Below are 13874 nucleotides of genomic sequence, written 5' to 3' on the forward strand. Positions count from 1 at the left end.
TTACCTCCTGAATTCTGTCTCAATCGATAACGACTTTTGCTTTGTTAATTGCTCGAAAATATTATTTGAGTTTTGTTCAATAAAAAAGCTTTGTCAATTTCCGTATAAAAAATCTCAGGCTTTAAGTTTAACTGTTCCTTGGGAAATTTCCTGAACCGAAAAATATTTTTGCCAACCAGAATATAAATAAGTTTAATTATTAAAATATTCTCTGACACTAGATATCGGCATCCTTTGATTAATTAACTTAAATATTATTGCGTCACCCAGAGAGTTTTCATAAGTTAAAATTACTCCATCAGCAACTTCGCCTTTTTCTGGTAATATTGCCCAACCATTAGCAATATAAGTCTGATTATCAATTTGATTTGCTGTATTAAAATGACCATAAACTAAATCTTATTTTGGCTGTTGTACAATATATTGAATATTTTTACTCTTGAGTAAACCAGATTGCAAAAAACCTAATTTATCTAAAATATTAGCTGTCTTCCTCAAAGGTTCAGGACTTCTTTTCATTACCAAAAATTCATCGTTATGGATAACATTTATCATCAATAAATAAGCTTTACTTTGAAGCAATATAACTCGGCGATCGCTCATCTATTGTCTGTAGTTGTTAGATTGCTAAAGCTGCTGAGAAGGAAAAATTAAAAAAATATTAGAGAAAAAGGTCTTGATCTGAGGGAGAGGTAAAAATGGTCTGGAATTCTTTTTTGAAAAACACCCAATATAATCTAACGCCAGCTCTTGCAGACATGGGACTCTTGTTCCCGTATTTCTCACAAACTGATTTAAGAACCCGATTAACAAATTGAAACTTGTGGTTTTTCCCAACAAGAGAAATTTTGAAAGTTGCTCAGCTATAATTTCAGAAAAATCCTCAAAAACTTGATAAATTATCTGATTGAATTGAGTTGATTCACAAAACTTTGCACCCTAAAATAGACTATATTTATTATTGTCTGAGGTTTTCATCCCTGGGATGGGGTGAAGCTTTGCTATTGTCATGGTATGCTGTGGCACAGAATCTTTACGAGGTGGTATGATTGGTTTTACACCTCTGTTTTTGGCCTCCTAGTAGCAATTGCGCTTTTGGTGGAGCAAGCGCGGCAGCTATATCATAGGCAGCATCACCAGATACTACGCCCTTTCTTTGCTACCCACCTGCTGCTTTTGAAGCTCTACAGTGATCCCCTGTACTTTTTCATCTAATTCTCTGTAACTGATACTTTCTATTTCTTTTTCACCATTCTTAAGGAAAGTGTAAGAGCTGATTTATCAAGTAAATATTAAGAGGCTGAATTTGTTGCAATACAAGGGTTTTGGGAGTTATAGCCCAACAATACTTAAATCCCTGAGAGTTAGATTACATAAGGGTTTTAGCTAAGTTTACTGGAGTTTAGACTAAATTTTGGAATCTTCAAATAATCTACCCAGAAGCAATGAAGACTTGGAGCTCACTACCCTTGGGTAATATCAGGGATGCGAATGTTCTCGATGCTCTTTATGATTTGTATTTTTGAGGGAGTTTGAGTCAGGAGTTGGTTATTCGCTCCTCTTCAAAAAGTCTTGCCATGGCACAATTAACCCATAGCACAAGCGGGCGGATAATTAACTTAAAAGTTGTTGCAATGGTGATACAGAAATAGTTTCAGCCTAGGTTCGACTATCTGACTATTCTCCCTCGGCAAGTTTTTGGCCTGCTGTAATTAGTCTAAACTCCAGTAAGTTTACAAATCAGCTCTAAGCTTTTTGATCGGATTGATTTAGGGAGCGATACTGGAGAAGGTCAATTAATTTAGAAAATTCGGCGTTGCTGATTTGAGGTATGAAATTCAACTAGTGGTAAAATTTTTAGCCAAAACAATAGTGCAAATTATACCTATTTCTTCCTATTTAATCACCGAAAAACTCCTTTCTACCTACTGACTCCTGGCTTAGTCCTACTGAATCCTGACTCTTGACTCCTGTGAAATCATACATTTATTCAGCAACGCCGAAAATTCTTGCTCATTTTTCATACATTAATGTGCAGCTATTGCTTTTAGTTTTATGTTTACCAATACCTATGAAAATCAGACTAAGCTAAGAAATATTTAGGGTTTGCGCTCATAAAGTCTTTTTGCTGAGGTAGGAGACAGGAGACAGGAGACAGGAGACAGAAGAAATGGCTTGGGAGCGAGGAGGTAGGAGCTAAGTTTTGTCAATTTGGGATTTTTCTACCATAGTCAGCCGAAAATACTAGCATGCATGAGCTTTTTGCACCGAAAAGCTGGCACCCCCTTGAACCCCAAAAAGGCTTTAGCCTTTATTTATCAATACTTTGAGAATTAATCAGCAAGCCCTATTTAGACTTTATATTCTTTTTTTCCTTTCACAAAATGCGGATAAATTTAGATTTATCCTGCTTCCTTAGTTTCTTTTATGTCTTGTAGCGTTTCTACCGAAATTGATGTTGAGTCATTAATAATACTCAAAATATCCCAAGCTACTCTTGACCAACTGTAATATAATTCTGCTAGATCACGTGCTGTTCTTCCCATTTTTTCACTCTTCTTTGGTTTTGACAATAAGTAGTCGATCTCAGTAGCAAAGGCATCAGGATTGTCGTAGTCTGAGATGACAATACCATTTTTTCCGGGAACAATTACTTCAGGATTTCCCCCCCTAGCAGTAGTAATAGTGCATAGTCCTGTTGCCATAGCTTCATAATGCACCCTAGCTAGAGGCTCTTCCCATTGAGATGCACACACGAATATATCCCCTAACAAAAAGTAATCTGCTACTTCTGATGGTGGGATAAAACCAGTCAGCTGAACTGCTTGTCCTAACTTTTCTGCTTCTGCTTTAATTTCACGGACATAATCATTTTCATTGTTATTGCCGTACCATTTACTCCCTACTAGCAATAATACAGCAGATGGATGTTTTTCGATTACTTTGGCGATCGCAGATATTAACAGATGAGGTCCTTTTTTATCTGTCAACCTTCCCACGCAGAGGACTACTTTTTTGCCCTCCAAACCGTAAGTCGCTAGCATTGTTTCTCGTTTCTCTTTTACTCCTTCTGCCCACCTTGGCTGAAAGCGCTTGAGGTCTACTCCAGCATATACTGGTTGCAGTTTGTGTTTATATTCTGGAAATAATTTGGCAATACCATCAGCAATAAATTTACTGACTGTGACTACTTTTTCTACTCGTTCCAGGCATTTAATTGCCTCTTGTGGTTCAATTTTTTTCGCATGGAACATTTCGTTGTGCATACTAAGAAGAAAGCGACTATTGGGAGCTGCTTTGGCAACCAAGGACACATACTTGGGACGGTTGTAAATTATGATCCAATCAAAATTTTTCCTTTCTACAAATTTGGCTACTATTTGATAGTATTCTTCTGAAGTGTTGGCAGTAGTGCGCTCGTAACGAATATTGTCTCTAATTTCTCTATCTGGTAAATCTGGGTCTGCTATGGAGAATACTGTGATTTCATGCTCTCGTTTTAGGTAAGGTAGAATACCGTCTATGTATGTCTGGATAGCCCCACCTCGGACATTAGGCACTGGTAACTTTTCTGTGCAGACTAATAGTATCTTCACGTTATCAACTTGAACTTATAATTTCTCTTGAAGTATACGGGATTTTGATACACCTTGAATCAAATACATAAAAAAATTATTTACTCTTAGTTAATAAGTACAAAAATATCAAGCCCTCACTATACAAGCAGGGCTTGATTTAATTGTTGTTGGACTTAAAGCGCAACTCTATCTCTAAGATACGTTACTATCAGCTTGAAAGCAAAATTAGTACATTGCGTAGGTTTTAATTTTTCTAGTCTAAGAGTCCCTTTTTATCTTTCTTTTTCTGGACTAGGGCAATTACAGGCTGTGCATTCTCATCAACTGCACCTTCTTCTTTTAATTGTTCTATAGCATCCCGTACTCTTCTGAAGATCTTACCTTGACCCCTCCGAAAATCATAGATATCGTCTTTATCTGCACCACTCATTTCAAAAATAATTGTGTTGGCCTGTTGTGTCATTTTTTTTGTTCTCCTTAAATTTTTACTACTTAATTTAACTTATGTTGCTAGGGAAAATTCGATCATTTTTGGGTTTCATGCCCTTCTCGAAATTTATCATAACTAGGAGATAAGACTGCTATTTCAGCTAACATATATAACTTCGAGCATAATGCTCGAAGTCGAGCGAAAGATTATTGTATCAGTCATAACTTAAGTTATGAAACTTTTAAAGGAAGTTACAACACTTAGACTATTTATAACTAAAGCCAGAAAATATTCTTAGTCTAAAAGTCCTTTCTTACTTTTCTTTTTCTTGAGAATAACAATTATGGGTTGTATGTTATCTGAAACTTCGCCTGATTCTTGTAGTTGTTCAATTGTTTGGCCTATTCTTTTGAATACCTTACCCTCACCTCTGCGTAAATCATCGATATCGTCACTCTTAGCTCCTCCAAACTCTAAAATAACTGTGTTTGGTTGTTGCTTCACGCTTTTTTCACTAGTATCAGATGACATTACCATTTTTTTGACCTCCTTAATTTTTACTAATTATTTTGCTTGGGGAAATTTTACCAAAAGCCTGCAATTATTTTTTTCTTGCATCTGTTATTGGTTGTGTATTTCCTATTCTTATTCCTATTAGTCTGAGAAAGTCCTTTTCAAACCTACCCTTCACCAATAGAAGCATTCACCAACAGAAATATGAGGAGTATGATACCAATCAATTCTTACTTTTAACATACTCCTCATACTTACTAATAACAGGGCTAAATTACACTCTAAGCTTCTTACCCCATTTGTCGAGCATCTAGCAAATCAAGATTTTGCTTGAGTCCTACTCTTTTTTCAAAGGTATCACTCATCGTAATGTAAAAAGTACATTGCACTTAAAATCTTGTATGAATCAAAGCTAGTACTCAGACTTATCCCCATTAGCCTAAAGCTGATATGAAAGTTTTCAGTAAAACTTTCTCTGTTAGTTGGGCTTTTTGCTAATCAGTATTAACATTTTAATTATTCAAACAATTTAATACCCATGTAGCCGTAGCCTAACCCACCCATTTTTGATATAGCCTTGCTATAGTTTTTGGGGAAATCTTTAATCCAACCGTTTTTCTTCTTCCGGTTAGATCTTTCGTGACGATCGCGATATTCTTTACTCGCTTTGTCATATTTTTTGGCCATTGAAAACACCATTTTTTCATAAGGCTTCAAAGCACGTGACTGCTTTTTCTTTTTCTTTTTTTTCCTTTTAGCTGATTTACCATAGAGTGTTTCTGGTGCGCCACCAAAGTCATCATCACTTTGCAACACTGTAACACTTTTTACGTCTTCTTTAGCCACTTTATTCCTCCTATGAATACTTTCTACTAAACGATATATGTCAGTAGATATTTATCTTTCGGAACTTAATAACTTGGGTTTTCTGCTAAGAGAGTGTTAATATTTGAATTATTCAAACAATTTAATACCCATGTAGCCCATTCCACCCATCTTAGACATAGCCTTGCTATAGTTTTTGGGTAAATCTTTAATCCAACCGTTTTTCTTCTTTTTGTTAGATTTTTCGTGACGATCGCGATATTCTTTACTGGCTTTGTCATATTTTTTGGCCATTGAAAACACCATTTTTTCATAAGGCTTCAAAGAACGTGACTGTTTTTTCTTTTTCTTTTTCTTACTGCTGGGGGACTTTCCATAGAGGGTTTCTGGAGAGCCACCAAAGTCATCATCACTTTGCAGTACGGTAACGCTTTTCACATCTTCTTTGGCCATTTTTTTGCTCCTTGTATGGTTTCTACTTTAGTATATTGATATCTATCATAATCATAGCAGATTATTCTCGAAAAGATTTAATCTTTATATACAGTTACCAATATTAACTGGCCGGAAAGTAAGTGTTCTTATTATCAATTAAATAATTTGCAGAGATACTGGACAATACAAAATTAACTCATTTAAAAGGGATTGATTGGACTTTTACCCAATATCTGGAGAAATTTGATAGAGTTAATGTGTACTAAGAAACATACAACTTTCAACTAAATCAGGATTAAAATTGTTCCAAAGTTTTACTTAATATATATTTATCGTATAATTAGGTCAAAGTTAAAATTGCTATCAACGTATTTTTTAGTATCTCATGGTAGTCGTGACCCACGATCGCTCCTTGAATTACACATACTAGCTGGACTTTTATCTAGGCAAATAAATTTAACTGGAAATTTGACAAGTAATGATATTCTCAAATGTCCTTTGATTGGTACAGGAGTTTTAGAACTGGGACTTAAATCTTTGCACGAACAAATTGAAGATTTTTGGGAAAAAAGGCGATCGCTCTACATTAATCAAGTTAAAATTATACCTTTATTTTTATTACCAGGAGTTCATGTCACAGAGGATATTCCAGCAGAAGTAGAGGTATTCAGGCACAAGGTTAAAGCAAAGGAAAAAAGTAAGCCAAAATCTGAATTTAACTCAGAAACTGATAGCCAAACGAACATCACTCTATGTCCATATATTGGTTCCCATCCAGAAATGGCACGTTTACTTGCAGCCAAAGTAACTTCTGTGACTGCTGATGCTTGGGTACTTATTTCTCATGGTAGTCGCCGTCCTGGTGGCAATGAACCTGTGGAAAAAATAGCCCAGTCTCTTGCAAGTAGTTGTCAAGTTTTGGTTTGTACTGCTTATTGGTCTGTTTGTCCCGACCTGAAATCAAGAGTTGAAATATTAATCAGACAAGGGTACCAAAAAATTGGAATTTTGCCTTATTTTCTGTTTAATGGGGGTATTACTGATGCGATCGCTGATACAGTTAATCAATTTACTCAAATATACCCTGCTATTAAATTCTGCCTGAGTGAACCTCTTGGGGCAACTAATGAATTAGCTAAATTAGTTTTGGACTTGATTAGCGAAACTGAATAGAAGGGAGTCGGAGGAATTTTGAAAGATTCTCTTGAGAATTGACAAGAGTTTTGATTAAGTCTAATGAATAAGACTTGATACTATAAAAAAATACCTCCCTAAGTTATACTTTGGAGGCATTAAAAATGTAGATTTTGGGAAAGTTTTGGATTTCTTATATAGAACCCATTTGGTCTCTTTGCACGGGGTATGTGCTTTTGGCTGCCGTCTTCAGAACTCAGTCGGTGGTGAAGTCAGGAGATTCAGGAACGAGAATAGGGCAAAAAGCGGATGATACCCCAGGCCTTTCGGGTATCTCTTTCCTCCTCCGGAGGAGCTACGCTCACAGAGACGCTTTCCGTAGGGCAGTTGCTTCAATTCGGCGGGGCGCCTATGGGGGGGGGAGGCAGGTTCCGCCCACAGACGGGAACCCGAAGGGCGTACTGCACTCACCGATCTTAGGCGCACCAGGTAGTGCTCCAAGCAGGTTGAAATTTGCTTCCATCTCCCCATCTCCCCATCTCCCTACCTCCCCACATTCCCCTCCTGGGAGGGGTTAGGGGTGGGTCCCCATCTCTTTTTAAATAGACCTCAAATGGGTTCTATAAAGGTTAAAGGTTATGAGTTATAGAAAAGCCATCTAAAAATTAACCTTCTACCTTCTACCTTTTGCAAATAACTACCCAGAAGTTTCAGTTACTTCTTCTGCTTCTCCTTCTCCGAACACAACTCGCAGCAAGGGAGGCGCTAAGAATGTTGTAATGATAACCATGAGAATAATTGCTACATCCAAAGCAGGGGATAAAGCGCCACTAGCAGAACCAACTGAGGCAAAAACCAAACCAACTTCACCCCGTGGCACCATACCAACACCAACAGCTAAACGATTAATGTTATCTAAACCAAAGACACTAAAACCGCAGGCAACCTTACCCACAATAGCAACAACTATTAAGAAGATCGCAATAACTAAACCTTCACGGTTAGTCGGAATAGCTGGGTTGAGAACTCCAAGATTGGTTTTTGTCCCCACTGTGACAAAGAAAATGGGAACGACGACATCAGAAATAGGACGAATTAGTTCTTCTAATTCTCTACCTACCTCTGTTTGATCCAAGTTATCTAAAACCAATCCGGCGGCAAAAGCTCCCAATATCGCTTCCAAATGGATCGCTGTACCAATGTAGGACATAAATAATGCGATCGTCAAAGCTGGAATGACTGCTCGTCCACGAGTTTTAAATTTTTCACCAAAGAAGACAAAGGTATCATTAAAGAAGCGACCTAACAATATTGCACCTACCAAAAATACGCTGGCACTAACGATCAGATATACGGCATTGACTACATCAACTTCGCCAGTTTTTGCTAAACTTGCTACTACTGCCAGGATAATAATACCCAAAACATCATCTATAACAGCAGCACCCAAAATAATTTGACCTTCTTGAGTATTGAGGCGGTTAATTTCTGCTAGTACCCTGGAAGTAATGCCAATACTGGTTGCTGTAAGAGCTGCTCCTGCAAAAATTGCTGGTACTGCTGAGACATGGAATATCATCATCATTCCTGCTGTACCAGCGACAAATGGTAATGTTACTCCCACAATTGCGACAATTAGGGACTGAATACCCACTTGCATTAAGTCTCTAATGTTGGATTCTAGGCCAATTTCAAATAGCAAAATGATGACCCCCAGTTCGGATAGAACTTCGAGGACTTCACTTTGGACTTGAAATGTAGCTTCCGCAGCGTCAGGGGCTAAACCTGCTGTTGCTTCTAAAATACTGATAACTACCGATGTGGAACTATCTGCCCCACTTTCTGGAAAGATTACCAGGTTTAGGGCGGAAATACCTATAACTACACCTCCTACTAGTTCACCTAATACTGGTGGAAAACCTAGCCAGTTAAAAAATTCGCCCCCTGCTTTGCTGGCTATATAAATTGCCACTAGGCTCAAAAGGACTCCTGCAACTACCATTGCTGGTTCTACTTCTGTTTCTGTCGCTGTTGCTAGTATCGGTTGAAGTTTGCCTGATAAAGGAAATAGGAAAAATTCATTCAAAAAATTGAACCCTGCCATTGAACTAAACATTAAGTTTTTCTAAATCATCTTGACTTAATGTAACAGGACTTTAGGCACAGAGTGCTAATCTTTTGTGATAAAAATATTTTTTGGTGAATATATATAAAAGATATCTAATTTGAACTTAGGCGGAGAAAATCAACACGTTGATGTTTGAGTCTGTATCAATCTATTTAAAATGTATAGTAAATATTTATCTAACCTGGAAAAATAATATAGGAAAGTTTTGGAAAGTCCCTGAAAAAGTTTTAGATTCGGAATTAGATAATTTCTGGAGATTTCTATAAAACTTTCTGTTGATCCTAAAGATTATTTTTTTTCCCTACAAGCTGTTTGTATAAGTTATATCATGTCCGGTAGCATCGGTATTGTATATTCAACAATGAATAATGAATAATGAATAATTACCTCTCCATGGAGTGTAGAGCATTGACAAATTCATGAAAATTTTTCTTCACAGGAGTCGATGGTCGGACTGCTCCGAGACCTCGCCATCCCATCCTACGGAATGCTGCGCAAACGACCGCTTATTATCCCCTGAAAAGGGGAGGCGCATACCCACAATTTTTCGGTAAACAGGACTTACGCACAGACTCTACTTATGGCTAGGGCGCCATTCGGAGCTTGGCGGAACGCCAATACCATTCGCCCCTACAGATGGTGGTTTAAAAGTTAATTTGCGTAAGTCCTGGTAAAGTTAGGGAACAGGGAACAGGGAACAGGCAGGAAGGCTTAAGGGCAAGAAAAAAACTTAAAATTTCCTATAGATATTTACGCTTGGGTTTACACAAACGATTGCCTTCGGAGATGATATTATCCTTCTGTGGTTGACATCCTCCCGACGTTGCGCATGGCGCGACAACGCGGGATTCCTAAACCTCGCGACTCAGGACTTTCTGATTAAATACGCACCTGCTGAGGAGGCCAAACCTCTTTCTGGTCTAAAGGCGCACTCCACAGACTGACACTGCTAGCCCAGCAGCAAAATTTTAATACTAACACACTATTGGCATGCGTCACAAAATTGATTGGTTTTTCCTCCGGAATGTGCTCGCATTCATGCCCTAGCTCCCCTTCGGAAGAGCGCGGGTCTTCAACCAACGTTGAGATAAATTGCGTTAACAGGTGTATTATAGGGAGGATAAGACTCTCTACAAAGGCGCACTACGAAGTTTTTTAAGCAGAAGTATGAGGGTCTTAAACCCTATATTATATCAGAAGGAAGAAGCAAGAAGAAAAATCTTGTGTTGTCTGAGTTTTCAGCTTTATTAACGGCCCAAGATGAAACTATTACAGAATCAGAGGTAAGATTTTCCCAATATTTCACAATTGCTAATACTACAGAATCACTAGCGGACACAATTAAAATCTATATTGTACTTTATATTTTTTCCTTGGCCTTCGTCAGTGAATAAGTGTTTGAGATAAAACTTTTAAAAGTCGATCTTTGGAATAGTTAAAGATTAACCACGACACAGCATAACTCAATAGTTAAAAAATTTTTATTCTTTCCTAGTTAGAGACTGTTTGTAAAGTTTTGTAATATACAATGATTGACCTTTAAATTCTAACAACTTGGTTATTTATCCCAGATTTATAGGCTGAAATACCCAATTTGTCAGGGGTAAAAACACTTCATAATTATTTACAAACAACCTCTTAGTCTACTACTGTAAATTTGAAGAAGGAAGAAGAATGCAGCGAAAGACTGGAAAAGTGTATGGGGATACTGAAAAGTTGCCGTTCTGCTCAACCAAATCAAGGGCAAGTTGATAGACACAAAAAGTGAAAGTGGGGTATTAAACCCATAAGGGAAAAGAGAATAATCAAATTGAATAATTAAGATTTAAAGCTTCTTCTTCTTTAAAGAAGTAAAGACAAAAAATTCTATTTGTCAATCCTATCCGTTTTCAGGAGAGATAATTATTAATTATTAATTGTTCATTATTGAGCATAAGGCGATTGTGTTAAGTAAATACCCTATGTTGTAGAGATGGCATTTGTCTACGAACTTGTTCTAATCTTGATGGGTTAATTTCTGCGATCGCTACTCCTGGTTTATCCTCAGTATCTGCCAAAATCAGACCCCAAGGGTCAACTATCATTGCATGGCCATGAGTTTGTCTTCTGCCATAGTGGTTGCCTGTTTGAGCTGGAGCAATGATATAACAGGTATTTTCTATTGCACGTGCTTGGAGTAATACTTGCCAGTGGTCTTTTCCTGTATATGCAGTGAAGGCCGCTGGTACGAATAGGACTTCAGCCCCGGCATTTGAGAGATATCTATATAGTTCAGGGAATCTTACATCATAGCATACTGATATGCCTAAATTTCCATAATCTTTTGATGAATAGACTGAAGGTAACTTGACACCTGCTTTGACGGTATTTGATTCTCGGTAAGTGTTACCGTCAGGTAAGTTAACGTCAAATAAGTGTGCTTTTTCATACCTAGCTACTTCTTGACCATTAGGATCGATTAGGGATGCAACGTTATAAACTTTGCTATCTTTTGTGGGTACTGGATACCCACCTCCTAAAATTGTGATTTGGAATTTTTGAGCCGTTGTTTTGAGAAATTTTTCACTCTCTGTAGCGATCGCTTCTGCTTGGGCCAATTTTTCTTTTTCTTCACCCAAAAAGGGGAAATTTTCAGGTAAGGTAACTAACTCTGCACCTTGACGGACTGCTAGGTCTATTAATTCTTCTGCCTGTGCTAGATTTTTTGACAAGTCAGGCACACTTGTCATCGATATTGCTGCTGCGAGATAGGATTTCATTAAGTCAGTTTTTCAGCTATTATGTTGGAGTTTTTTGATGTTTGCCTTATTATTTATACCAAATTCGCTGATAAAAAGGTAGTTATTTATCCATTTTCCTTATTTTATTTCATTTTTATGACCTTGTATTCCCACCAAAAATAATTGTACCAAGCTCATGTTCGCGCGCAATGATTAATGACTATTCTGTCTGCTTTATTAATACCAAAATCGGATTTGGCGGTTACGCTTTTCTGTAATGGCAGCTAGTCTATTTGACCAAAATCCTTGAGGCTGATTTTCTTTAATAGTTGATATCTGTTTGTTGTGCCAACGATTCATTGATTTAATCTGTTTCCCATCTACTATCAAACTAGTATTTACATTGGATACAACAGGTCAACCAATTATTTACACATGGTCTATTCCTAAGACATTTTATTGATTTAATTGAGGTTTAATTACCACTTCTTTTTCATAGATAAATTCCCAATAAAAACATCTATTTATGGGTAATATTATCAGTTCTTTAAGAGCAGAAAATGCTAGATTACTAGGAATGGAAATTAAGAAGTTATCGTTCCCAAGCCAGCGCTTACAGGTATTGCCTAGTGGCACTCTGATTTGATTATCTTTGAGTTTTAACGCTTGAGCCGGATAACTAACTGTAGCTAATCCTCCTTTCTTTCTATAGTTAGGAATCCTTGGTCTATCTGGAATTTTACTTTCAGTATAGGCTTTAATTAGACAATTTTTATAATAGTTAATTTGATAGGGTTGCTATATATAGTTGAATTTACATTCAAAAACCATCAAATGCAATTATATTTTTTGTAAATCACCCTACAAAAAATATTTTAGGACACTATTAAATTCTAGAATATATTGAGATAGTAGTTTTTATTCAAGATGATTAAGTGAGTTAGCAATAGCTAAATTTTAGAGTGGTTTCAGAAATCAGATTTTCAACTGTAGTAGTCTATCAAGTTATATTTAATGAGTTACTATTTCTCAATAACACTTATTTATAAGCCTTTGATACTCAACATACTCATCATTTTTTTTGCTTGACGGACTATTAGTCTATAATTTTGATTTCTGAATTTACCACTATTTTTCATCTGATATTTATTCAGAATTTAATCTAAATTTTGTTTCAGACTTCAGATTAATCCAGAAACAATCTGAGTTAACTTTTTTGCTTTTACATTGGGTGGAAAAGCAAGTCTGGGAAAAAGCGATTAAACTCAATTAAAATTCCGGCTGTGATAATCATCCAGGCTGCAGCTAAAACTGGGGCTGTTGATAGATACTTAAGTAAGTCTTGCATGAATATTTCTCCTCAAGTTGATTGTCAAATCAGGTATTGTTTAGACAATGTTAAAAACATTATTTTGGGACGATTGGCAATTAGTAATTAGTATAAAAATACTAATTACAATTATTTGGTTTTCACTAATTCCTTAGTTGATGTTTTAGCGTGGGGAAACAGTGATTTCGTTTTCTTCAGCAAACATTTTACCAGAGGTAAATTCTCCTAATGCCAACACTGGCCATAGAGCTGCACCTAGCATTTTTTGGATTGCTAAAGGAACGTCGATAACAATCTCTTTTTCCTCTGGATTCTTACCAGATTTGATTGCTTGTAGATAGGAACGACCAGCCCAACCAATCCAACCTGTAATATACAAGAATAAGATGCTAGGAATGAGGAAATCTCCAGCACGATCGAGACTACCATCTACTATTAAATGAGGTAGTCCGTCTTCTCCACAAAGTGCTTGTGAATAACGTTCAAATCGTTTCTTACCAGATTCTGGATCGCCGGTAGTAGGGCGAGCATATTCAGCTCGTGCCTGAAAAGCAGGTGATTCTGAACATGGCACTAAGTTATATGCTGATGCTGCTGATGCACAGCTTACCCAAAGACTTATGGCTAAAACTAAAGCCAACAATCGTCTCATAAAAATTGTTTCCTTTTATTACAAAGTGTTGACAATTACCCATACTTCTGTAGCTAAATCAAGCTGAAAGTAGGGATTTTCTTAATGGAAATGATAAATTTGAAGCTGACACTAATCAAGCTATTTTTA

The 13874-nt window shown here is 36.8% G+C and carries 12 protein-coding genes; 1 reads left to right on the forward strand and 11 read right to left on the reverse strand.

The genetic code is table 11. From position 1 onward, the window contains the following. Window positions 1–399: 399 nt before the first annotated feature. The 6 genes from F6K23_RS05265 to F6K23_RS05290 form a co-directional block, all read right to left on the reverse strand. Window positions 400–603, reverse strand: a complete 204-nt coding sequence (locus tag F6K23_RS05265) for a hypothetical protein (RefSeq protein ID WP_293151567.1) — start codon at window positions 601–603, stop codon at window positions 400–402. Between the two features lie 1799 nt (window positions 604–2402). Then, complete coding sequence (locus tag F6K23_RS05270) at window positions 2403–3596, reverse strand: glycosyltransferase family 4 protein (RefSeq protein WP_293151569.1); 1194 nt, start codon at window positions 3594–3596, stop codon at window positions 2403–2405. 235 nt (window positions 3597–3831) lie between these two features. Continuing rightward, window positions 3832–4041, reverse strand: a complete 210-nt coding sequence (locus F6K23_RS05275) for a hypothetical protein (protein ID WP_287243877.1) — start codon at window positions 4039–4041, stop codon at window positions 3832–3834. A gap of 261 nt (window positions 4042–4302) precedes the next feature. Continuing rightward, on the reverse strand, window positions 4303–4539 hold the full coding sequence (locus F6K23_RS05280; RefSeq protein ID WP_293151576.1) for a hypothetical protein: 237 nt from the start codon (window positions 4537–4539) through the stop codon (window positions 4303–4305). A gap of 498 nt (window positions 4540–5037) precedes the next feature. Then, complete coding sequence (locus F6K23_RS05285) at window positions 5038–5367, reverse strand: hypothetical protein (RefSeq protein ID WP_293151579.1); 330 nt, start codon at window positions 5365–5367, stop codon at window positions 5038–5040. 108 nt (window positions 5368–5475) lie between these two features. Then, the gene (locus tag F6K23_RS05290; protein ID WP_293151582.1) at window positions 5476–5799 is read right to left on the reverse strand and encodes a hypothetical protein; all 324 of its coding nucleotides are present in this window, start codon (window positions 5797–5799) and stop codon (window positions 5476–5478) included. Window positions 5800–6138: 339 nt separating this feature from the next. Between F6K23_RS05290 and F6K23_RS05295 the strand changes: the two genes are divergently transcribed. Further along, window positions 6139–6954 carry a sirohydrochlorin chelatase gene (locus F6K23_RS05295; RefSeq protein WP_293151585.1) on the forward strand — a complete coding sequence of 272 codons (816 nt, stop codon included), beginning with the start codon at window positions 6139–6141 and terminating at the stop codon, window positions 6952–6954. 658 nt (window positions 6955–7612) lie between these two features. Here F6K23_RS05295 and F6K23_RS05300 read toward each other — a convergent pair. The 5 genes from F6K23_RS05300 to F6K23_RS05320 form a co-directional block, all read right to left on the reverse strand. Beyond that, the gene (locus F6K23_RS05300) at window positions 7613–9031 is read right to left on the reverse strand and encodes a cation:proton antiporter (RefSeq protein ID WP_293151589.1); all 1419 of its coding nucleotides are present in this window, start codon (window positions 9029–9031) and stop codon (window positions 7613–7615) included. Between the two features lie 1958 nt (window positions 9032–10989). Continuing rightward, the gene (locus F6K23_RS05305) at window positions 10990–11802 is read right to left on the reverse strand and encodes a carbon-nitrogen hydrolase family protein (protein ID WP_293151592.1); all 813 of its coding nucleotides are present in this window, start codon (window positions 11800–11802) and stop codon (window positions 10990–10992) included. Between the two features lie 198 nt (window positions 11803–12000). After that, window positions 12001–12123, reverse strand: coding sequence for a hypothetical protein (locus F6K23_RS05310; protein ID WP_293151595.1), 123 nt, complete (start codon window positions 12121–12123; stop codon window positions 12001–12003). 862 nt (window positions 12124–12985) lie between these two features. Further along, on the reverse strand, window positions 12986–13111 hold the full coding sequence (gene psaJ, locus F6K23_RS05315; protein ID WP_124143070.1) for a photosystem I reaction center subunit IX: 126 nt from the start codon (window positions 13109–13111) through the stop codon (window positions 12986–12988). A 145-nt stretch (window positions 13112–13256) separates the two neighbouring features. Next, entirely contained in the window at window positions 13257–13745 is a 489-nt protein-coding gene (locus tag F6K23_RS05320; protein ID WP_293151598.1) for a Photosystem I reaction center subunit III, read from the reverse strand. Window positions 13746–13874 lie beyond the last annotated feature (129 nt).

The sequence above is a fragment of the Okeania sp. SIO2C9 genome, from assembly GCF_010672455.1.
Classification (GTDB): domain Bacteria; phylum Cyanobacteriota; class Cyanobacteriia; order Cyanobacteriales; family Microcoleaceae; genus Okeania.